This is a genomic window from Leptolyngbya boryana PCC 6306 (assembly GCF_000353285.1).
GTDB lineage: Bacteria > Cyanobacteriota > Cyanobacteriia > Leptolyngbyales > Leptolyngbyaceae > Leptolyngbya > Leptolyngbya boryana.
Map to the genome: position 1 here is coordinate 3973814 of NZ_KB731324.1, position 22805 is coordinate 3996618.

Below are 22805 nucleotides of genomic sequence, written 5' to 3' on the forward strand. Positions count from 1 at the left end.
TAAGGGAATGAGGAGGTCGATCGACCTCCTTTTTTGTGATCTTGATTAGCGAGGTAACACATCGTCCAGTCTTAAATTGATATGAGGAAACAAAGGAGAGATAATATTTTCACCTAAGCGAAATTGCTGCGGTTCGTAGAGCTTCCCAACTCGCTGATTGACCGTAAAAGTAGGTTGTTTTGGATCACCGATGAATCGGATGCCTCCAAGCCCACGAAAGTCGATAATCCAGTATTCAGCAATGCCCATCAGCGCGTATTCTTCAACTTTTCGCGCGTAGTCATTTTCCCAATTGGTACTGACAACTTCAACAACCATTTTGACCGATTCACCTCGCACAATCACGGGTTCTTGTTGCCAGTAGGGTTCATTCATTAATGCAGCTTCATCTAGCACAATCACATCTGGACGGCGGGCAGTTGCCTCGTCTCCCGAAGGACGCAAGATACAGCTTTTTGGGATCAAGAACGGTAAGTTTTGTCGATCGATTTCTAAGCTCACTTTGCTGGCAACTTTTCCCGCAACAGCTTCGTGAGGCCCGGTTGGTTCCATATCAATGATTTCTCCGTTCGCCAGTTCGTAGCGAGACTGATCGCCGTACTGTTGAATGAATTCCTCGAAACTGAGCAGTCTGAGCGGTGTATATGCCATAGAAAGCTGCCTCTATTCCCGATCGATATCATATCTTTTCTTGCTGTCTTCGGGCTTCGTACAGGATCAAAGCAGTCGCGATCGCAACATTCAAAGACTCTACTCCCGGAGCTAATGGAATAGTGACTTGAATATCTGCGAGTTCAATCAATTCGTCAGACAATCCGGCTCCCTCATTCCCCATCAAGACCAAACTCGGCTGAGTAAAATCAATTTCCCAGTACGTTTGAGTTGCACTTGGAACAGTTGCAATGACTTGCATTCCCTGTTGTTTTGCTTTCAGAATATCGGTTCTGAGATCTGAAGTAGACATTGGTAGGCGGAACCATTGCCCAGAAGACGATCGTAAAACTTTCGGGCTTTCTAAATCCACACAATCAGCACTTAGCCAAAGTCCTTCTACTCCCGCTGCTGCTGCGGTGCGAATAATTGTGCCGAGATTGCCAGGGTCTTGAATCGTTTCGAGCACTAGACCGAGTTTTGTAAACTGAACGGGCTGAGTGTGAAAGCGATCGACAGTTGCGACAATTCCATCGGGTTCAACGGTGGTTGCGATCGCTTTTAAAACTTCAGGTGAAACCAGTTCGATGCGGCTCGATCGAGCTTGAATCTTTTGCCATAGCGATTCATGATTTTGCTGCCAATGCTCGGTGTAGCAAACCGTATTCAGCGCCACCCCAACTGCACAGGCTTCTTCAATTAAATGCGTTCCTTCCAATAAAAAAAGCTGCTGTTCTCGCCGTTCTTTGGCGCGATGCAGCTTTCGGAGTTGCTTAACTAATGGATTTTGGAGACTGGTGAGCATGACAGAAAGTAGGGAGTGGGGGGCAAGAATCTAGAATACTATCTCCCCACTCCCTACTCCCCAACAAACTTACGCTTCGTCTAGCGCTGCAATTCCTGGAAGCTCTTTACCTTCGAGCAGTTCCAAACTTGCACCACCACCTGTAGAAATGTGGCTCATTTGATCCGCTAAGCCAACTTTCTCAACGGCTGCAACAGAGTCGCCACCACCGATGATCGTGGAGGTTCCTTTGGGAGTTAATTCTGCTAGGGTATGTGCGATCGCTTCGGTGCCTTTCGCGAATTTGTCCATTTCAAATACGCCCATCGGCCCGTTCCAGATTACGCTCTTGCACTGTTCCAAAGCGGCTTGGAAGGTTTTCACAGAATCGGGACCAATGTCTAAGCCCATCCAGCCGTCAGGAATGCTGTCAACACTGACGGTTTGGGTATTTGCATCCGGTGAGAAATTGTCCGCAACCACAACATCAGTTGGGAGGAGTAAATCTACTCCTTTTTCTTTGGCTTTCGCTTCTAAGGCTTTTGCCAATTCCAATTTGTCTTCTTCAACCAAAGACTTACCGACTGCCAAGCCGCGCGCTTTATAGAAGGTGAAGACCATACCGCCACCGATCAGCAGTTTGTCTACTTTGTCGAGCAGGGTTTCGATGACACCGATTTTGCTCGAAACTTTCGAGCCACCGACGATCGCTGCTAACGGACGTTTGGGGTTCTCGATCGCGCTTTGCAGATACTCTAGCTCTTTCTCGATCAACAAACCTGCAACCGAAGGCTTCAGATACTTCGTGACCCCTTCAGTCGAAGCATGCGCCCGATGCGCAGTTCCGAATGCATCGTTAACATAGAGATCAGCAACAGATGCCAATTTCTCAGCAAATGCAGGATCGTTCTTTTCTTCTTCTTTGTAGAACCGAACGTTTTCGAGCAGAACGACATCACCGGGCTGCATTGCATTCACGGCTGCCGTTGCTTCGTCGCCAATACAATCATTGGTTTTGACGACGGGTTTACCCAGAAGTTCTGACAGGCGAGTGCCGACGGGGGTGAGACGATATTTATCTTCGGGACCGTTTTTCGGACGACCAAAATGGCTGCACAAAATCACTTTTGCGCCTTTGGAAGTTAAAGCGTTGATTGTTGGCAGCGCGGCACGAATTCTCGTATCGTCAGTGATATTGCCTTGTTCATCTAACGGTACGTTAAAATCTGCGCGAACCAAAACACGCTTGCCTTGTAAATCGGCGGACGATAAATCATTAATAGTTTTCTTCGGCACAGTGCTGGCTCCTAAGTGAGTCTTTCTACCTATTTCTTATTTTTCCATTAATCGCGTCACCTACGATCGAAGATTCTGCGATGCTGATAAGTAAGTTGAGAAATTCTGGACATTATGTTTAAAACTGTGTTGTTTCCAATCGATGAAAGCCGCGATTCTCGTCAAGCCGTCGAGACTGTTGTAGAGCTTGTCAAATTTCACCAGAGTCGCCTGATTTTATTATCTGTGGTGGAAGCAAATTCTGATCACCCCGATGCAATGGCTTCGGCAGAAGCGGTAGCGAATTTGCTGCAAAATGCAAAATCGGTATTTTCTCAGAGTGGAATTGAAGCAGAAGCGATCGAGCGTGAGGGCAAGCCTGCCTTTACGATTTGCGATGTTGCAGATGAGATAGGGGCGGATCTCATTATCATGGGCTGTCGAGGATTGGGACTGACGACCGAAGGCGCATCGGATAGCGTTACGAATCGGGTGATCAGTCTTTCTCCTTGTCCTGTTTTAGTCGTTCCTTAAATCGGATAAAAAAGTCGAGCAATTGCAGAGAAAGCGGGCAATCGTCTCCGCTCAATTTTCATTCTCAATTTCCGCAATCCGTGCTGAGGTCGAAGCATTTGTTTAACCGATAAGAGCGCGATCGTACTAGCATGGATTGTCACTCTAGATCTTTGCTATGTCTTCCCCGCCGATTCAATGGTATCCCGGTCATATTGCCAAAGCTGAAAAAGCGCTGCTCGAACAGTTGAAGCGCGTGGATGTCGTGCTAGAAGTTCGAGACGCGCGGATTCCGCTTTCGACGCATCATCCGCAGGTCGATCAGTGGATTGGAGAGAAAGGGCGGATTTTGGTGATGAATCGGATGGATATGATCCCGCCGAAAGCTAAAGAGCAGTGGACAGAGTGGTTTCGTGATCGCGGAGAGGAGCCTTTATTCACAGATGCTCAGCATGGCAAAGGAATTGAAGCGATCTCCAAAGCGGCTCAGGCAGCGGGGGTGAAAATGAATCAAAGACGGCTCGATCGAGGAATGTTGACTCGTCCGGTTCGTGCAGTGGTGATTGGATTCCCGAATGTCGGTAAGTCGGCTTTGATTAATCGGTTGCTGAAAAAGCGAGTGGTCGAAAGTGCTCGGCGCGCTGGCGTGACTCGGCAATTGCGATGGGTGAGAATTTCCGATCAGATTGAGCTACTGGATGCACCGGGAGTTTTGCCGAATAAATTGACGAATCAGGAGGCAGCAATTAAGTTAGCCATCTGTGATGATATTGGAGAGGCAGCGTATGACAATCAGCGAGTTGCTTCAGAGTTGATTGAACTGATCAGATCGTCTTCGGCATTGGAGACCCGATATGGATTGGAACTTGGAGATTTAACCGGAGAAAGTTATCTCAAAGCTTTGGCAGAGGCGAACTATAAAAATGATGCAGAGCGGACAGCGCGGCAGATTTTGACGGATTTTCGCAAAGGCAATTTAGGCGCGATCGCATTAGAAATGCCTCCCGAAGATTAATCTTTCGCTAGATAGGCTCTGGATTTTTTCGACTCACCTACAATCTTCGCATGCAGGATTTTAGTCAGTTACTCAAAGACAAAGTGGATTCAATTCGGCATGACTGGGCAGATGCTGTCGCTCACGATCGCCAAATTCCCAGCGCAGAAAGTCTGAGTCAAACTGCGATCGAAGATCACATTGATTTAGTCTTAGTCGCAATGTCACAAGCATTGTCCCAGATTGAAGAAGATGATACCGCAGCAGTTGAGGCAGCTAGTATTTCTCATGGGGTGCTGCGGGCGAATCAGGGATTTGATCCGACAGAAATCGCCCAAGAATATCATTTGCTGCGAAAAGTCATTTTTGAGAGTATCCGATCTGAATTGCTCAAAGGAACGGCTGAAGAATTATTTCGAGCGGTCAATGTGATTGATTCTGTCATTGATTCTGCGATCTCACAGTGTTTTAAAAGCTATGTGAATGAGCGATTACAGGAACTTGAGCAAGTTCAAAGTCAGCTTTCGTTGACGGTTTCAGAATTGAAGCGATTAGCTCGATCGAATGAAAATAGCCTCGCGACTTTGGCACATGAACTGAGAACGCCGCTGACCTCGATTATTGGATATGCTGACCTGTTTTTAAGACAATCGAAACAGGAGCACGATACCTCTGGCATCCGCAAACGTGACCGTGATTCGCTCTCCAGCCTCGATCACATTGAGCAAGTCTTGCAAGGTGGGCGAAGATTACTGCGATTAATCAATGATGCACTAGAGCTATCACGATACGAAGCGGGGAAAAAGCAGGTGATTCCAGAAGCGATCGAAGTATCAGAGTTGATGCAAGCAGTGGGGAAAGTGATTCAGCCCTTAGTTGATAATCGCAAGTTGCAGCTAAAGGTCAACCTTGAGTTTGCACCGAAACAAGTCATTAGCGATCCGCTACGATTGCAGCAAGTTCTGACCAATCTGTTGAGTAATGCAGTCCGCTATACAGAGACAGGGACGATCACGCTAACCTGCCAAGAACTCAGTCATAATCGATGGTCGATTTCTATTGCTGATACTGGAATTGGCATTGCACCAGAAGATCAGTTACGTCTGTTTGTCCCATTTGAACAGGTTGGGTCATTCAAGTCGCCGGATAGTACGGGGTTAGGATTAGCGATCGTGGCTCGGCTAGTAGAACTGTTGCAGGGTCAGATTTATCTTTCATCGCAACTCGACGAAGGCTCAACATTTACGGTGATTTTGCCGATAGAAATTGATTAATCTCAATCTCTTGTAGGATTTGCATTTCGGCTCCGCTCACCCCATGCGAAGGGCGAAGCGAAGCCGAAATGCAGCTAGTTACAATCCGGTTTCAGAATCGTGTTCGACAGCGTTCGGGTCAACGCCCATCGGTGCAACATAGTTCCGGAAGAAAGTAATTTGTTGCTCAAATTCCATTGCTTTTACACGATCGAGCAATTGCTGTGCCTCTTGAGGAAGCTGATAATCTGCTGGCATCGGGATGATCGTTCCATTGTCCATTCCCTGTGATAAGAGATACCAGAACAGCAATTTTGTTGTATCTCCCACTGCACCGTATTCCCGAGTCAGTTGAGTATTTCGACGAGCGATCAGATCACGCTGGACGTTTAATTGTTCTTCACGAGGCAGGTCTTTGACTTGATTAAACAATCCTTCTGCGATCGCGGGAGAAACAGTACTTGCTCCAGGAGCAGCAGGCGTGACCGCTCCGCCCATTTCCTTGTAGATAAAATAGAACAATGCAAGCTGTGTATCCGCATCTAAGCCCTGAAATGCTTCGACTAAATCACTAGCAGTGTTTGAAGTCACGTAAGACATAAAATAATTCTCATTCGACCTCAAAACCGTAACAAAGCGAACAAACTCGCTCGACTTGCGCGAGACAGACGTTTTAACCTAACTGGAGACAGAGGCATGATCCCGGAATCCTCAGCACTGTAGAAAGCGATGTTTCAGCCTTTCGACTTATGCCTCAAGTTTTTGGAAAGCTCCCGACCACCCGACAGCCTTGGATTTCCTTAGGAAACGTCGATCACATTGAAAAGCACGATCGCGGAGTAATTCTCACTTGTGGCACAGCAAAGCTAAAGCTCACGATTCTAGCTGCTAACCTCGTTCGAGTTCAACTTGCACCCCAAGGTGAATTTCTTCCAAGGCGATCGTGGGCAGTCAATCGACCCGATGAAGAATGGGAGCAAGTACCATTTGAGCTAGAAGAAAACGAGATTAGAACCTCTCAAATTCGAGTCGTGATTCAGCGATCGCCCTGTCGGATTCAATGGTTTGATCAATCTGGGCAACCCTTCGCGCATGATACAGACATGGGCTGGCGAATGGGTCAAATTGCCTGCTGGAAGCGGATTGAAACAGAAGAGCATTTCTATGGATTCGGAGAGAGAGCGGGACTGTTAGATAAGCGATCTGAAGTCAAGACCAATTGGACAAAAGATGCGCTAGATTACGACGCGATCGACGATGAAATGTACCAAGCTATTCCATTCTTCATCACACTCCGTCCGCAGCTTACCTATGGCATCTTTCTCAACATTACACACCTCAGCCAATTTGATTTAGGTGCGTCTGAGCCAGGAATATGGCGAATGCAAGCTCAAAGCCAAGAATTAGACTACTACGTGATTCACGGTGATGCTCCAGCCCAAATTTTAGAAACGTATACCGCTTTAACCGGACGGATGCCTTTGCCGCCAAAATGGGCACTTGGCTATCATCAATGTCGATGGAGCTATGAAACGGCTGAGGTTGTGCAGCAAATCGCGCATGAATTTCGATCGCGCAAAATCCCCTGTGATGTAATTCACTTCGATATCGATTATATGAATGGATATCGAGTGTTTACTTGGAGTCCAAAGCGGTTTCCTGATCCAGCCAAGTTGATCCAACAGCTTAAACAAGAAGGCTTTAAAACCGTCACGATCGTTGATCCAGGCGTGAAGTATGAACCAGATGGAGACTATCTTCCCTATCACGAAGGCTTAGCAAAAGATTGCTTTGTTAGAAATGCAGATGGCAGCTTAGTGTATGGGTATGTATGGCCTGATAAAGCTGTCTTTCCGGATTTCTTACGGGCTGAAGTCAGGCAATGGTGGGGAGAATGGCAGCGTACTCTCACAGAGGTCGGAGTCGAAGGCATTTGGAATGATATGAATGAACCTGCGCTCACCGATCGACCATTCGGTGATGAGGGAGTCCATATTCCTTTTCCTATGGATGCGCCTCAAGGCAATCCTGGAGAAGGGGGAACTCACGCAGAAACGCATAATCTGTATGGCTATAACATGGCAAGAGCTTCAGCAGAAGGATTAAGACAGCTTCGAGATCAGCGATCGTTTGTGCTGACTCGCTCTGGTTTTGCTGGAATTCAGCGCTGGTCGGCTGTATGGACAGGAGACAATCAATCGCTGTGGGAACACCTCGAAATGTCATTGCCGATGCTGATGAATTTGGGACTCTCTGGAGTGAGCTTTGTGGGTTCGGATATTGGGGGATTTGCTGGCAATGCAACCGGAGAACTTTTTGCCCGATGGATGCAGATCGGAATGTTTTATCCATTGATGCGCGGGCATTCTTCGCTCACAACTGCGCAACATGAACCGTGGGTATTTGGAGAACGAGTCGAAGCCATTTGTCGCGAATATATCGAACTTCGGTATCAATTGCTTCCTTACCTCTACACCTTGTTTTGGCAGTCTTCTCAAACGGGCGCACCGATCCTTCGACCTCTGCTTTATGAATATCCGAATGATTCAAAAACCTACCATCTGCATGATCAATTACTCCTCGGTTCGTATCTCATGGCGGCTCCTGTGTATCGTCCTGGCGTAGAGTGTCGAGCAGTTTACTTACCCGAAGGAACTTGGTTTGATTGGTGGACAGGTGAAAAATATGAGGGCAATCAACATATCTTGGCTCATGCTCCACTAGAAAGGATGCCGATGTATGTCAAAGCAGGAGCAATTATTCCCATGCAGCCAGTCATGCAGTATGTGGATGAACATCCGATCGCTCAACTGAAAGTCCGGATTTATCCAGGTGTAGGAGAGTTTACGCTGTACGAAGATGATGGTCGATCGCTGAATCCAGACTATCGAACGACTACTTTCCAGGTGAACGATACGATCGTCAAAATTCAGCCGAGTCACGCCGTTCGCGATCGCACAATGCTGGTCAAAATGGTCGGAGTGGGCGAACAATCAGTTTCAGAAGATGGCAGTGCGAAACAATTGAATTTTCATTCCCATACCTAACAACAAGCTGAATTGTAATTCTTTTACTCAGTAGCAATGTCTCACTTAAAACTCATTGCAATGCGTTGCAATGAGTTATCGTTACCCAAGCCAAAACCATTACTTCAAGTCGCTATGTAACCGACACAAATCCATTTCTGCTCAAAATCAAAAATCTGCTGACGATCGAACCGTACAACCGGGGAACGCTGAACTTAATTGTTTAGATAATCGAACTCAGCGATTTCAGGGGACAGATGAAAAAAATTCTGAGCATTGATGGTGGTGGAATCCGGGGAATTATTCCTGCGCTGGTTCTCGCAGAATTAGAGCAAAAAATTGGCAAGCCGACTTCAGAAATTTTTGACTTAATTGCTGGCACTTCAACTGGTGGAATTTTAGCTCTAGCATTGAGCCAAGACGACGGACAAGGAAATCCTCAGTATTCCGCCAAAGATCTGATCCAGCTCTACGAGCAAGAAGGAAAAAACATTTTCCCTAAATCAGTGTGGCAAGATGTTTCTACCCTGTGTGGTCTAGCAGACGAAAAATATCCCAGAGAAGGCATTGATACAGTCCTGGCAAACTACTTTGGCTCGGCTCGGCTCGGCTCATGTCTGACCAAAACGGTAGTCACTGCATATGATATTCAAAATCGTGAACCCCTCTTTCTAAAAAGCTGGCGACCCGGACATCAATCCATTAAATCGGTTGATGCTGCACGTGCAACTTCGGCGGCTCCGACTTATTTTGCACCTGTGAAAATGTCTATCGAAAACAAAGATAGAGTGCTGATTGATGGCGGCATTTTCATCAATACGCCGTCGGTGTCTGCGTATGTTGAAGCTTTAAGGATTTTCCCAGAGGAGAAAGATTTTCTGGTTGTTTCCTTGGGAACAGGTGAGCTAAACCGACCGATTCCGTACCGTCAAGCAAAAGATTGGGGAATCGTCGAGTGGCTCAACCCCTTGCTGAGTTGTGTGTTTGATGGAGTCTGCGATGCAGCCAACTATCAAATGAGCCTACTACTAGAAGGAAATTATTACCGCCTGCAAACCTGGCTTGATAAGGCAGTAGATGAGATGGATAATGTGAGCGATGAAAACATGGCAGCCCTGAAAGCTGAAGCTGCTACCTTGCTCAAAGAGCATCAAGATGACATTCAGAGACTGTGTAGCATTCTGTAGGCATCGAAATTTTCGGAGTCTAGCCGTTACGTGTATTGAGTGTGGGAAGTGGGGAGCAAGTTGGAGGTGGGTTCTCTCTATCAGATTTATTGGGATGAATTAGTAGGTTTACGGCGTAGAGGAAACAGCGATCGTCCTAACAGCGATTGAAAATAGGCTCCACCAACTGTAATTAGAAAGACGAAATATGCGATCGCTTGAACCAAATACAAGCGATCGGTATACCCCAACAATGCGCTCAAAATTGAGCCTGGAAACTGTTCAGCAGGCATGATCTTGCTGAAATTCCACACCATTGGACCTAAAACACAATCTCGATCTTGAGGTTTCGCAAATCGTTCATAGTAAAAACAAAGCGAAGCCGATTTGCGATCGACTTGAGCTAATGCGTTCATGCCAGCATCAAAATGTCCCAGTGCTGTGACAACCAAGCCAGAAACAATCATCAACAGCAAGATGCCCATAATCATAAAGAACTTCCGGATATCTAGCCGAACTCCATATCGAAACAGCAGTGCTCCAATACCAGTGGCAAACCCGATACCAGCCAATGCTCCTAGAGTTGGAACGACTCCCTGCTGAAACTTCCCTGCAATAAATAAAACGGTTTCAAATCCTTCTCGCACAACGGCAAAAAAGATCAGTCCAAAGATCCCCCAACCTGCTTGAGCATCTTGTTTGATGGTTGATGCGATCGCACCTTCCACATCCTGCTTCAGCGATCGGGCATTCCGAGTCATCCAAATCAGCATCCAACTCAAACAAGCGATCGCAAGCACACTAAAACTGGCTTCTAAAAATTGCTCGATCGAAACTCCTGCTGTGCCTGCCTGTTCTACAATCCATCCAAATAACACTCCAATCATTCCACTTGCAGCCAGCCCAACACCAACGCCAGCCCAAACCCAACCTTTCAAATTCCGTCGATTCGCTTTATTCAGGTATGCCAAAACAATGCCAACAATTAAAGCAGCTTCAACACCTTCACGTAGGGTAATCACAAAGGTAGGGATTGCAGAACTCAGATCCATAATCACTCCAAATAACATTCAATCCTTAGGAGTCAGAGTTTTACAAGAACTCTGACTCCTTGCCACATATAGAATTTAGCTTTTAAGAAGCCTTGGCTACCTTTTGAGTGTTGCCCTCAATCTCTTTGACGAGCGCTGAAACCTGATCACTGGTTTTAGCAGGAGTTGCAGGAGGTGTAACTGCTGCCCAGGTTGTGGTCAGTTCAGCCATTTTCGTTGAAATGACTTGATGAGCGTCCGGTTGCGTCTTCAGCATTGCATCAGAAATGCCCTTATAGAGTTCATTTGCATAAAGCACAAAGCCGCGCGAATCCTGGTATTCAATCACTTGAGTAATTTTATTATTTGCGATCGCGGCTCCATACTCTGAGTTTGCAGTATCTAATAATCCATTGATGACTTGCAAGACAAAGGCAGGATTTTGACGTTGCGATTCGGGTAACGCATTGATGGCGGTATCAATTGCCTTGATCGAAGTATCATAGCCAGAAGCAACTTTACTCGCATTTTTTGCACCTGCCTTGACTTCATCTTGCAGTGCAATCAGCGGATCTTTGAATTCTGGAACTTTGCGATCGTTCAGTTGCTCTTCCACATCGGCATAAATCTCTTCGACAGGATGCCCAATATGAGGTTCTGCTTGATCCGGCTTTTGCAGGTCAAGTAGCTCTTTTGCAACATAGAGATGCCCTTTCATCAAACCGAGCTTCGTCATGTAATCAACATCTCTGGCTTCACCTTCGAGTTTAATATCCTCGATCGTCACCATGTCTTTGATTTGATCAAACTGAGCTTGATTGATCACATTTTTAGCAACTAACTCTTCCGTTTTTCCATAGGGACGACTTGCTTGGATTTTATTAGAAAGCGCAGGAACACCGAGCTTTGCTTCTAGCTTATCTAGCTCGGACAAGATCGCACTGTTAATGTTAATCTTTCTGCCGCCATGTGCAGGCTGGCTCGCGGTTGTCGTTGTTGTAGGAGCAGAGCTTGTATTGTTCGCAGTCTGAGAACTACAGGCGATGAGCACACTCAATCCTAGAGCGCATAGGAAATAAGCAAGGAATTTAAGTTGTTTCAGCATGATGGTGTTGATGAAGACAGAAAGAGATCGTTTTATAGGAAAAAACCTATCTCAGGGATTGAATTTAGTCATTGTGTAGCTTAAGTAGAATCTTTGTCAATAATGTGATTATTAAGTTCAGCTAAGCTTTTGAATTCGCAATCACCTCAAACGCGCCCATGCAGCCAGATTCCGCGATGTAGTCTTGATGCGGATGGAACATAAATTTGCCCGTGTGATGAAAACTAAACTCTAAAATATGCCGTTCTGCGGTTCCCATCGTAATCACATCGGTTTCTTCACTCGGTTCTAAGGTGCGTCCTGTGCGATAGACCCGGAACATGTTGGCATGGAGATGAAACGTTGCAACTGGATCGAATTCGATGAGATTCAAGACATAGAGCCGAATCAGTTGATCTTGCTGGATGGGAATTGGATGCTTCATGTAGTAATCCGGCAAGCCATTGAAAGCAAAAAGCTCGTTTTTACGATCGTCATTGACGTCATAGCCTGCCATGATCAACACGATTTCATCGGCAGGCGGTCGCGGAGTCGGGGGATCAACAATGAACATACCGTATAGACCTTTGCCTACATGTCGCGAGATTGGCTCGATATGACAGTGATAAAGATGGACTCCAAATGGCTCTGCGTCAAATTCGTAGATCTGAACAGCATTGTGTTTGACAGGTTTTACACCATCCATTTCAGCCGAGTGGACTCCGTGAAAGTGAAGTGAATGCGAGTGCCCGGCTTTGTTGTAGAAAATCACGCGAATGCGATCGCCTTGGGTTGCCCGAAAGGTTGGTCCTGGAACTCGTCCGTTCAGATTCCAAGTGACAAAAGACGTGGATTGATTGAGTTGCAGCGCCGAGGTGCGGGCTTCGACTCGAAATTCTCTAACCGTTCGCCCATTTTCCTGAGTAACTGTGCCGTAATCAAAATCGCGCAAAACAGCCGCCGGATTCGCTGCATCTTTGGTTTGAGGAATGTCAAACGGTGGAACAATCACGTTTTGACGGTTTTTTGACTGAGCGAGCAGGTTGATTCCAAAAGCTGAGCCAGCGAGTCCTACACCGGATAACAGCCCTAATTGGATCAATTGTCGTCGGCTTAAATGTTGAAAAAGATTAGAAGCTGGCATCGCAGATTTTGAGAATAAACGAGAAGTCGATCGCTCAAACTTCGTCGCTCAAAATTATCAATTATTCTGGTTCTGGAATCAAGTGTATTAATAATTATTGTCAGTAATGTTTGTGAAAAGCTCAGTCTTTCCGATTTCTAACGTGCTTGCAGTCAACTTTTGATGCCGATCAAATTTGATCCCGAATCAAGTCAAGCGGACTGATTCGGGAGACTGAACGGGATCACTAGAGTAGACTTTAACCAAAGCAAATCTATTTCTATCGATCGCGTTTTACCTGAGCAACTTTCTGAGAAATTTCAGGATTGTACAGCCGCAAATAGTTCCAATAGTTACCGAGCACTGCTTTCACATATCCATAGGTTTCAGGATAAGGAATCGCTTCAACAAACTCATCTGGATCTTGCGATTTTGCTTTGCCAAGCCAGCCTGCAACTGCACCAGGCCCAGCATTATAGCTTGCTACGGCTAGCATCGAATTGTTGTTATACTCCAAATGCGTATGATCCAAATACCAGGTTCCAAACTGAATACTCGTTTCAGGATCACTGAGTTTGTACTCTTTCACCTTGATATTATTTGCAATGAAAGCTCCCGTCTCAGGCATCACCTGCATCAATCCCACAGCACCCACACTCGATTTGATATCTGGCTCAAATCGGGACTCTTGCCGAATCAAAGCTGTCACGAGCATCGGATTCATTTGCCGTTGCTGTGACCAGTTTTCAATGTAATTCACAAACGGAAAAGGATACAGTGCTTGCCAATACGCAGGCTGTTTTCTCAATTGTTCATACTGAGCTTTTTCTTCTGCTTTTTCGCGATCGCGCAGACTCCCAATCATATACAGTCCGTCTAGATTTTCGCCCACACCCAATCGCATCACACCATCGGTAAACTGTTCGGCGATCGAAGGTTGAACTCGATTCCGAAATTCAATCTGCCAATGCGACCAAGCATCGCGTTCTTGACCTAACTGATAAAGTTCTTTTAGCGCTGGAGATCCGGCTGGTAATTCGGCTCGGAGACTAGGTTTTTCTACTTTTGGATTCAGCGATCGTACCGTATTGAAGTCGCCGACATTCCAGCCCAAAATTGCAGCCGATCGCCAAGCATAATAAGACTCATAATGCTCACTGAGCACTTTCTGAAACAGTTGGGCTGCTTGATCATTGTCGCCCAATTTTTGTGCCCATTTACCCGCCCAGAATCCAGCTTCAGCGGCAACTTCACTGGTCGGATTGTTCGTCAGAACTGGCTCTGCCCACTGTTTTGCCAGTTTGATATTGCCTGCTTTGGCAGCTTGCTGAGCATAAGTCCAGCGCATTTCTGCGGCAGCATCGGATTGAGCATATTGAGTCAAAACCAACTGACGAACTTGAGCCGCTGTCTTTTCGCTTTTCATTTTGTCGAGGAGTTTTGACTTCTCAACTAAGGCAGTCGGCGCACGATCGGGAAAATTCTGAGCAATTTGATCCAAATAAGCGATTGCGGTTTGCGGCGTTTCTGCTAACTGAGCCAACCGAGTCAAGGCTAATCCAGCTTCATCCGACTGCGGAAATTGTTGAATCATTTGGCGGTAGCGTTGCTCTCCCCCCGGCTTGCCGCTGAGATGTAATCCTCTCGCAGATCGATAAGCCGTTAAGGGAGTTTGAGGCGCGCGCGAATACGCGATCGCACCTTTGTCATACACTTGATTTTCCCAGTATCCAAATGCGATCGCGTCCCAATCTTCAGGCTTTAACTGGCTACCAAACTCGGCAACCAATTTATCCATTAATGCCGTATACCCGTCGCTGGTGATGCCATATTTCGCAACCAGCATCAGCAATGGAAGCTGTTTCGGATTTTTCTTTAAAAGCGTTTTAGCAATCTCAACGGTTCTCGGATGAGAGGGAAATTGAGCGATCGCTTGATTCCAATATTGAGGATCTTTTTTGCCTAACTCAAAGAGAGCTTCTACCGTGGCAGGCTCTTTCGGGTATTTTTTCACGACTGCTTGCCATGCCTGAGCCGCTTCTTGGCGTTTGCCTGCGACTTCATATGCCTGAGCACGTTTCACCCCAATCTGCGCTGCCAAAACTGGATAATTTTGCTCTAAATCTTTTAACTGCTCTAGCGCTTTATCGCCTTGCTTTTGTGAAATAAAATCTGTTGCTAACAAATAGCGGGCGCGATTGCGCTCTAGCATCGTGCTCGACCGATCGGCAGCAAACTTTAGAGCGTCTGTCCGTTCTCCTGCAGGCTTTGTCACCAAAGGACTGATGACTTGGCTCGGTGTGCCGATTCCGCTCCCCTCAGATTGTCCCTGAAACGACTGAAGCGATCCCATTAAGCCATTCGGTGCTTGAGACGCTTCTTTGAGTTTCTCAACGGGTAATAACGCTCCTGCAATCAACCCGATCGCACCCGCGCCACCCGCTAACATCAACCAAAAACGCCGCTCTTTCAACAGTTGCTTCAGCATTCAAACTCTTCCTGGAAAAGGGGGCAGATCTACGCAGAACTCTAAGCAGTTATAGCAAAGATTCACCGAAGATGAGGAATAAATCAGCACATTCAATGAAAGTATTACGTATGACATTTCGCGACGGTTTCGAGCGTTTTGATCGATACTGAATATCAGACATTAAGAACCCACGATTTAGGGATAGATATGAACGTAACAGTCACGGGAACGTCGCTCCTCGATTGGTCAGGAGATGGTCTAGCGATCGCGTTATTTGAAGGCGCAGAATTATCTGGCGATGTCGCTGCGCTCGATCAAAAATTGTCCGGTGCGATCGCAGAATTAATTGCAGAGGTAGAATTTAAGGGCAAATTAGGCAATACTGCCTCAACTCGTATCGCAGGCAGTTCTATCCGTAAGATTCTATTAGTTGGACTCGGCAACCCTGACGATCTGAAATTAGAAAAGCTCCGCCAAGCGGCTGCATCGGTTGCAAAATTGGCAAAGCGCGAACGGTGTAAAACGCTTGCACTCAGTTTCCCGACCGTTGAGGATGCAGCAGCGACGACGCAAGCGATCGTAGGGTAGTGTTCTAGATGTGTGGGCATAACGTTATACTGCTCGCCCGAACTCATGACGATTGATGAATAATCCAATCACAGTATCATGCATCTTCTCAGTCTTGGAAAAACAGATCGTCTTTCTGGCAAGCCGCTTGATCCGAGTTCTCAAAGTTAGATGTTTCCGCTCAATGCGCTGTGTGTTGGCTTTGCCAACCGTATGGTGCTGCTCATCTAGCAATCGCAAGTAAGCTCCCCAACTATCGGTGTAAAACCGTTGAATCGAAAAAGGAGCTAACAGTTGCTGAAGTTGCTTAAGAGCTGAGTCTTCATGGGTGGCTAGCACATAGGCAAGGACTTTTCCAGTTTGATGGTCAATCGCGTGCCACAACCATCGTTGATGCTGCTTTGACTCGACAAAACTCCACATCTCGTCCATCTCCGCCGCCTCGACTCTGACGACCATGACTGCCGTGTTATCCGGTTGGTGCTGTTCGAGCAGACTTATGTTTACTTGTTCAAGTTGACTTGACTTTTTTTCAGCGTTTCAATCACAGTCGTTGGGCTAATCTTCAACACTCTGGCGGTATCACGAATACCACTGCCGTTGATTGCCATGTCGCTGATTTGCGCTTTGACTTCAGGCAGTCGTCCTCGATAGCTAAAGTTCAAGATAAATGATCGTCTCGAACACTCTAAGTTACGGCAACAATACCGTTGTTTTCCAGCAGCACTGCGACCATGCTTAACGACATCCACACTCTGGCAATCGGGACATTGAACAGGTTCTAGGACCATCTCGACTCAGCCCTCTAACACATCGTTTTCATTCTGCCATATATCCACATATCTAGAACACTACCCGATCGTAGAAGGACTCGAACTTGCGCTGTATAAAGATGTGCGCTTCAAATCAGAGCCGGATCAAAATGGCAAAATCGAATCCGTCGAACTGCTAGGTTTGGTAGGTCAAGAAGCGGCGATTCAAAAAGCTCGCCAAATCTGTTCGGGTGTATTCCTAGCCCGTGAACTCGTTGCGGCTCCTGCAAATTACGTTACGCCGATCACGATGGCAGAAACGGCGTTAGCGATCGCGAATGAGCATGGTTTAGAAATTCAAATTCTCGAAAAAGAGGATTGTGAAAAACTCGGCATGGGCGCATTTCTTGGCGTTGCTCAAGCTTCTGATTTGCCACCTAAATTCATCCATCTGACCTATAAGCCGCAAGGTACACCGAGACGAAAACTGGCAATTATCGGTAAAGGACTGACCTTCGATTCGGGCGGTTTGAATATTAAAGGGGCTGGCAGCGGCATCGAAATGATGAAAACCGATATGGGAGGAGCAGGCGCAACCTTAGGAGCCGCAAAAGCGATCGCTCAACTCAAACCCGATGTCGAAGTGCATTTTATTACTGCCGTCACTGAAAATATGATCAGCGGGCGAGCCATTCACCCAGGCGACATTCTCACCGCCTCAAATGGCAAAACGATCGAGATCAATAACACCGACGCAGAAGGACGATTAACCCTTGCAGACGCATTGGTATATACCGAGAAACTGGAAGTAGACGCGATCGTCGATCTCGCAACGTTGACCGGAGCTTGTGTGATTGCTTTGGGTGATAACATTGCGGGCTTGTGGAGTCCGAACGATGAACTCGCAGATCAGCTGCTCAAAGCCAGTGGAGAGTCCGGTGAAAAACTGTGGCGGATGCCGATGGAAGAGAAGTACTTCGAGAGTATGAAGTCGGGCATTGCAGATATGAAAAACACGGGTGCGCGTGCTGGTGGTGCTATCTCCGCCGCAATCTTTCTGAAGCAATTTGTCAAAGATACGCCTTGGGCGCATTTAGATGTAGCAGGTCCCGTTTGGGCAGATAAAGAGAATGGCTACAACGGAGCAGGCGCGACTGGATATGGAGTGAGATTGCTCGTTGATTGGGTGATGAGTTAAGCGATCGTAATTTGTGAGATGACTCAGTTCATCTCACAAATTACCAAGATTCGTACTGAGTTAAAAACATTACTTGATGTAAGAGCATGACTTAAGTTCTCCCCCCGGACAAGAATTCTTGAGAAAAGTTCAACTCTTTTCTCAAGAAGGGAATTCTGGGTGAAACTTCCTTTCTCTTACTTATGGCAGATGTCAATTACAGGCTCTTGGAGTTACATCGTTTTCCCATCGGTCTGAAACAAAATCCACTTCAACTTCTAAACCATCTTTGGGAAGGAGTAAGTTATGGGCTTGCTCTGCTAGAAGTCTTAAAGCAAGAACAAACATTTCGCTACGTCGCAGCAAATTCAAAATTTGCTGCGATGAGTTCGGTTGACATCGAGCATTTAATTGGTCAAACCCTCAACGAAGCTCTACCAACAGAAACTACCCGAATCTATCACGACTGTTGTTGGCAGTGTATTCACTCAAATCAGCCGATTACTTTTGAACAAAGCTTCGATCGCAATGGACAGAAAAGTTGGTGGCAGATCACGATCAATCCCCTGAAAAATCAAGACGAACAGATTGATCAAGTCCTGATCAGTGCTATCGACATCAGCGATCGCATCCAAACAGACATGGAACAACAGCAAGCTTATGCCACTCTGGCAAAAAGTGAAGCAAAATTCCGTCATTTAGTTGAAAATGCGAATGATTTAATCACAACCTGGACTCTAGACGGTACGATTACTTACCTCTCTCCCGGTTTCTATACCCTGTACGGTCATTCGCCAGACAAGTGGGTGGGTCGATCGTTTGCTCCACTTGCTCATCCTGACGATCTGCCTGGATGTCTCATGGCAAGTCAACAAGCGGTTGAAACAGGCAAAAAACATTCAGGTATTGAGTTTCGGCGACAGTACCAACAAGGGAACTGGCTATGGTCATCGATCAACATGGTTCCGATTCAAGATGCAGACGGAAAAATCACGTCTGTGCAAGGCATTATCCGAGATATTCATGCCTCCAAACAGCAGCAAGCGGCACTTCGCTTTATTGTGGAAGAAACCGTGTCAAAAACGGGAGACGAGTTCTTTCGCAGTTGTGTGCGATCGCTGAGTGAGATTTTTCAAACGCAGTACGCTTTTATTACTCAGTGTACTGATCAAACTTATTCTCAGTGTGACATGCTGGTGTTCTGGACAGGGCAACACTTTGCCGAGCCTTATACTTTTAATCTGGCGAAAACACCTTGCGAATATGTGTTGCAGAACAAAGTGGGTCTCTTTCTAGAATCGCTGCAAACTCAATTTCCAGATGACCCCAATCTCGCGACTTTACAGGCTGAAAGCTATCTCGGTGCAGCGATTACCGATTCTCAAGGTCAAGCGATCGGAACGATCGGGGTCATCGATACGCGACATTTCGCCGAGAATGTGGAAACCGCTCAATCTATTTTGCAACTTTTTGCGGCAAGAGTTGGCGTAGAAATGGAGCGGAATACTGCCGAAGCTGCACTCAGAGAGTATGCGGAACGTCAAGCCTTGATCAATCGGTTAACGAATCAGATCCGGAATTCACTCGATGTGAACAGTATTCTCGAAACTACGATTCAGGAGCTTTACACATTACTCCAAGTCGATTGGTGCGCCTTTACTTGGTACGATCCGAGCGTAACGCCTGCGGTTTGGAAGGTTGTCGCTGATCAATCTCATCATCAATCGAGTTTGGTGGGTTCCTGTTCACCTGATCTCATTGGCTCAACGGATGAAATTATCCCCCACCTAGATACAATTCGCATTGATCAAGCCGAGAGCTATCAAGAACCGAGCCATCGAGCCTCTCTGATGGCATCGGGAGTTCAGTCACGGCTCTGTGTTCCCATTCAAACTCAACGGGAACAGATCGGCATGATTCTCTGTGACCATCAGCAACAGCAGCATACCTGGACAGATCGAGAAGTTGAGCTAGTTCAGGCAGTTGCCGATCAACTCGCGATCGCAATTAATCAAGCCGATCTCTATGAGCAAAGTCGGAGCAAGAGCAAGACACTCCAAGCAACCTTGAAAGAGCTACGGCAAACTCAAGCCCAGATGATTCAGAGTGAAAAAATGTCGAGTTTGGGGCAGTTGGTCGCAGGAATTGCTCATGAGATCAATAATCCGGTCAACTTCATTCATGGCAATGTGAATTATGTGGATGAATACGCTCGCGGTTTATTAGAGCTTGTGACGCTCTATCAGCAAAGCTACCCCGAATCGACGGATGCAATCTCAGAGAAAATCGAAGACCTAGATCTCGATTTTGTTCGCCACGATTTACCTAAGCTTTTAGACTCGATGCAGGTTGGCACTGAGCGAATTCGAGAAATTGTGAAATCACTGCGTTTGTTTTCTCGGTTGGACGAGTCCGAATTTAAGCCTGTCAATCTTCATGATGGGATTGAGAGTACGTTGATGATTCTACAAAATCGTCTCAAATCAAGGCAAAGTGACTCTGAAATTGAAGTCATCAAAAATTATGGGGCACTTCCCCTCATTGAATGCTTTGCTGGACAACTCAACCAAGTGTTTATGAATATTCTCACCAATGCGATCGATGCTGTGGAAGAGAAGCGATCGCGAATTCCATCTCATCCTGCGACCATTCAGATTACTACGGCAGTCACCGAGGATCAGCAAGCGATTATCCGCTTTGCAGATAATGGGATTGGAATTCCAGAATCGATTCAGGCACAAATTTTTGACCCATTTTTTACAACTAAACCGATCGGTCAAGGAACAGGGATGGGCATGTCGATTAGTTATCAAATTGTGACTGAAAAGCATCGTGGGCAGATCATTTGTCACTCTACTCCTGATCACGGGACTGAATTTGTAGTTCAGATTCCGATCCACCAAATCCGCCCTCAACAGTAGATTGGATGCGCCCAAGTAGGGTGATGACATTGAAGTGAAGAAGCTGCTGAGATTTTCTTCATCAGCGTACGATGCAAACTCCAAGTTCTATCAATTAACTTTGCTATGAAATGTCTTGTTGTCATTGCTCATCCACTTCCAGATAGCTTGTGCTACACCATGGCACATTCTGCGATCGCGGCACTCACTGCCGCAGGTCACGAAGTCGAAATCGAGGATCTCTATCAAAACAGCTTCTCTCCAGTGATCACGAGCAGTGAACGTCAAAGCTATTTTCAGCCTCCGTTCGATGCAACGACTGTTCAGCCACAGGTTGAACGGTTGCTTGCTGCTGAAGCAGTTGTGCTTGTCTTTCCAACCTGGTGGTTTAGTCTACCTGCCATTCTCAAAGGTTGGTTTGATCGAGTGTGGTCACCGGGTCTTGCTTTCGACCATGCGCCTCAGCCGGGTGGTTTACTCCAGCCAAAACTTCACAACCTTCAGAGAGCGCTTGCGATTACATCGCTCAATTCGCCTTGGTGGGTTGATTACCTCCTGTTGTGGCAACCTGTGAAACGGGTGCTCAAGATGGCAATTTTGGGCATGTGTGCTCCTAGGTGTCGGTTTGGAATGTTGACCTGCTACGAAGCCGAGTCGCTGACTCAAGAAAAAGTTGAGCGATTTTGTTCGCAGATTCAGAAAACGATTCACAAATGGTCTGCCTCATGAGCTTTGCCCTGACTGCCATAGTTCAGAGAATAGGCTTCGGATTTTTGCTCTGCCTCGAATGCTCGCATCCGTTCATTCATGTTTTGAATAAAATTGCGGAGAAAGGTCTTGAGTCTGGGTGTAGTGTGTTGAGATTCCACACCTTTTGCTAGAAATCGACCCACTTGATTGCGATGAAAAATGCGCCATTCCTTCATCACTTCCCATAAGGTAAGTTTTAGGGATTCGAGTTGCGCTTTTTGTGCAGGCGGCATTTGAGCACAAATTGTGTCAAATGGAGCATGTGTCTGACAAGACTCTAAGATTGCAGCCAGTTCCGGTAGGAGAAAAGAGCGGGATGCTCTTACTTTCTCCAGGTACGGGCTTGACTCAGACGTAAAGCCGAAAAACTCATCCAGAAAAGGAACCAAAAATCCTGTGACACCAGGCGTGCTTTTACGTTCTGAAAGCTTAATTGCAGGAGTAAATTGAGCGATCGCGAGTGCTTCTTTAGGGATGTCTTGGTTTGCTTCTAAGTGCTGCGTCAACGCTTCGATCGACCATCGAATCATCACCGCTAAACAATCTGCCACTCTTTCAGGAGATTGATGTGTGACGAAAGCGTTCAGGGCTGTTTCAGCCCAGGCACAAATTCGCCGACCCACAATTTCAGAGTACAGAAATATCTTGAGAAATTCGCAATACATCTGTCGATGCTGAACATTCTCGTGATTGCAAAACTGCATCGCAGATTGTGCTAACCGAGTTCGCTGATGCAGAATTAAGCGATCGATATTGTGAAGTTCCTCCAACGGATCGGTATAAATCGGCAGATCGGACAGGTTACAGGAAAAGTTGCAGTAAACCAGCGCGGTGAGCGAGGTGGATGCTTCAATTCCCAAGCGCTTTGCGACGACTGTCCAGAGCGTCGATAGCTTTTCTGGAAATTGAATTGACTGCTCACTGACGATCGGGGTGGCTGCTAGCTTTTCAGGATCTTTTTCGATATAAGGGCGACGAAATCCTAATGCTAAATAGGTCAGCAGAGCAAGATAAGCCGCTAATTGGTTGGGATTATCCGTGATGTCAGGATGAAAGTCTTGCAAGAACGAATTGATCGCGGCTCTTGGATCTGCCTCTGCGGCTAAAATTTGCGGCAGTTGATCTCTGACAAATTGGCGATCGCAGGCTGAAATCAGGCGATGCTCTGCAATAAAAGGCCACCGCTCTCCCCACTTTGTATTGAATTGAGAGAGGCTCGCTAGAGTTTCTGATACACCTTGATTGGTTGCTACAGTGACTTGCATGGTTCGACGGCACCTAAATAATGT

Annotated in this window: 19 protein-coding genes; 9 read left to right on the plus strand and 10 right to left on the minus strand. The window is 46.5% G+C overall.

Going from position 1 to position 22805, the window contains the following annotated elements; translation table 11 throughout:
- Positions 1-45 precede the first annotated feature (45 nt).
- The 3 genes from LEPBO_RS0119890 to LEPBO_RS0119900 form a co-directional block, all read right to left on the minus strand.
- Positions 46-651: a Uma2 family endonuclease gene (locus tag LEPBO_RS0119890; RefSeq protein ID WP_017289326.1), complete on the minus strand. Its 606-nt coding sequence runs from the start codon at positions 649-651 to the stop codon at positions 46-48.
- Between the two features lie 28 nt (positions 652-679).
- The gene (locus tag LEPBO_RS0119895) at positions 680-1456 is read right to left on the minus strand and encodes a TrmH family RNA methyltransferase (RefSeq protein ID WP_017289327.1); all 777 of its coding nucleotides are present in this window, start codon (positions 1454-1456) and stop codon (positions 680-682) included.
- 69 nt (positions 1457-1525) lie between these two features.
- Positions 1526-2731: a phosphoglycerate kinase gene (locus tag LEPBO_RS0119900; RefSeq protein WP_017289328.1), complete on the minus strand. Its 1206-nt coding sequence runs from the start codon at positions 2729-2731 to the stop codon at positions 1526-1528.
- Between the two features lie 114 nt (positions 2732-2845).
- On the opposite strand from LEPBO_RS0119900, the gene LEPBO_RS0119905 reads away from it, so the two are divergent.
- The 3 genes from LEPBO_RS0119905 (at position 2846) to LEPBO_RS0119920 (ending at position 5491) form a co-directional block, all read left to right on the plus strand.
- Complete coding sequence (locus LEPBO_RS0119905; RefSeq protein WP_017289329.1) at positions 2846-3244, plus strand: universal stress protein; 399 nt, start codon at positions 2846-2848, stop codon at positions 3242-3244.
- A gap of 157 nt (positions 3245-3401) precedes the next feature.
- Entirely contained in the window at positions 3402-4238 is an 837-nt protein-coding gene (gene ylqF, locus LEPBO_RS0119915) for a ribosome biogenesis GTPase YlqF (RefSeq protein WP_017289331.1), read from the plus strand.
- 50 nt (positions 4239-4288) lie between these two features.
- A complete protein-coding gene (locus tag LEPBO_RS0119920) occupies positions 4289-5491 on the plus strand; it encodes a sensor histidine kinase (RefSeq protein ID WP_017289332.1) in 1203 nt (400 codons plus the stop codon).
- Between the two features lie 78 nt (positions 5492-5569).
- Here LEPBO_RS0119920 and LEPBO_RS0119925 read toward each other — a convergent pair whose 3' ends face one another.
- Positions 5570-6070 carry an orange carotenoid protein N-terminal domain-containing protein gene (locus LEPBO_RS0119925; RefSeq protein ID WP_017289333.1) on the minus strand — a complete coding sequence of 167 codons (501 nt, stop codon included), beginning with the start codon at positions 6068-6070 and terminating at the stop codon, positions 5570-5572.
- 149 nt (positions 6071-6219) lie between these two features.
- On the opposite strand from LEPBO_RS0119925, the gene LEPBO_RS0119930 reads away from it, so the two are divergent.
- Together LEPBO_RS0119930 and LEPBO_RS0119935 are read left to right on the plus strand one after the other, a co-directional pair.
- Positions 6220-8517: a glycoside hydrolase family 31 protein gene (locus LEPBO_RS0119930; protein ID WP_017289334.1), complete on the plus strand. Its 2298-nt coding sequence runs from the start codon at positions 6220-6222 to the stop codon at positions 8515-8517.
- A gap of 236 nt (positions 8518-8753) precedes the next feature.
- Positions 8754-9683, plus strand: coding sequence for a patatin-like phospholipase family protein (locus tag LEPBO_RS0119935; protein ID WP_017289335.1), 930 nt, complete (start codon positions 8754-8756; stop codon positions 9681-9683).
- An 86-nt stretch (positions 9684-9769) separates the two neighbouring features.
- Here the strand turns inward: LEPBO_RS0119935 and LEPBO_RS0119940 are convergent, their stop codons facing one another.
- The 4 genes from LEPBO_RS0119940 to LEPBO_RS0119955 form a co-directional block, all read right to left on the minus strand.
- Entirely contained in the window at positions 9770-10714 is a 945-nt protein-coding gene (locus LEPBO_RS0119940; protein WP_026148775.1) for an FTR1 family iron permease, read from the minus strand.
- 82 nt (positions 10715-10796) lie between these two features.
- The gene (locus LEPBO_RS0119945; RefSeq protein WP_017289337.1) at positions 10797-11798 is read right to left on the minus strand and encodes a helix-hairpin-helix domain-containing protein; all 1002 of its coding nucleotides are present in this window, start codon (positions 11796-11798) and stop codon (positions 10797-10799) included.
- Between the two features lie 121 nt (positions 11799-11919).
- Positions 11920-12921 (minus strand): multicopper oxidase domain-containing protein, encoded by a 1002-nt coding sequence (locus tag LEPBO_RS0119950; protein WP_017289338.1) that lies wholly within the window; start codon positions 12919-12921, stop codon positions 11920-11922.
- A gap of 259 nt (positions 12922-13180) precedes the next feature.
- Complete coding sequence (locus tag LEPBO_RS0119955) at positions 13181-15388, minus strand: transglycosylase SLT domain-containing protein (RefSeq protein ID WP_017289339.1); 2208 nt, start codon at positions 15386-15388, stop codon at positions 13181-13183.
- A gap of 189 nt (positions 15389-15577) precedes the next feature.
- Between LEPBO_RS0119955 and LEPBO_RS0119960 the strand changes: the two genes are divergently transcribed.
- A complete protein-coding gene (locus LEPBO_RS0119960; protein WP_017289340.1) occupies positions 15578-15958 on the plus strand; it encodes a M17 family peptidase N-terminal domain-containing protein in 381 nt (126 codons plus the stop codon).
- 24 nt (positions 15959-15982) lie between these two features.
- On the opposite strand, the gene LEPBO_RS45625 is transcribed toward LEPBO_RS0119960, so the two are convergent.
- Positions 15983-16728, minus strand: a protein-coding gene (locus LEPBO_RS45625; RefSeq protein WP_455565126.1) for an IS1 family transposase whose coding sequence is annotated in 2 segments (ribosomal slippage) — positions 15983-16473 and positions 16473-16728 — 747 coding nt in all. Because the reading frame shifts where the segments join, the coding sequence is not laid out codon by codon here.
- 40 nt (positions 16729-16768) lie between these two features.
- Between LEPBO_RS45625 and LEPBO_RS0119975 the strand changes: the two genes are divergently transcribed.
- The 3 genes from LEPBO_RS0119975 to LEPBO_RS0119985 all read left to right on the plus strand — a co-directional run bounded on the left by LEPBO_RS0119975 (position 16769) and on the right by LEPBO_RS0119985 (position 21495).
- Entirely contained in the window at positions 16769-17887 is a 1119-nt protein-coding gene (locus LEPBO_RS0119975) for a leucyl aminopeptidase (protein ID WP_315881773.1), read from the plus strand.
- Between the two features lie 182 nt (positions 17888-18069).
- Positions 18070-20787, plus strand: a complete 2718-nt coding sequence (locus LEPBO_RS37650; RefSeq protein ID WP_017289342.1) for a PAS domain S-box protein — start codon at positions 18070-18072, stop codon at positions 20785-20787.
- A gap of 105 nt (positions 20788-20892) precedes the next feature.
- A complete protein-coding gene (locus tag LEPBO_RS0119985) occupies positions 20893-21495 on the plus strand; it encodes an NAD(P)H-dependent oxidoreductase (protein WP_017289343.1) in 603 nt (200 codons plus the stop codon).
- Here LEPBO_RS0119985 and LEPBO_RS0119990 read toward each other — a convergent pair.
- On the minus strand, positions 21474-22781 hold the full coding sequence (locus LEPBO_RS0119990; RefSeq protein ID WP_017289344.1) for a hypothetical protein: 1308 nt from the start codon (positions 22779-22781) through the stop codon (positions 21474-21476). The genes LEPBO_RS0119985 and LEPBO_RS0119990 overlap by 22 nt on opposite strands.
- Positions 22782-22805: the final 24 nt, after the last annotated feature.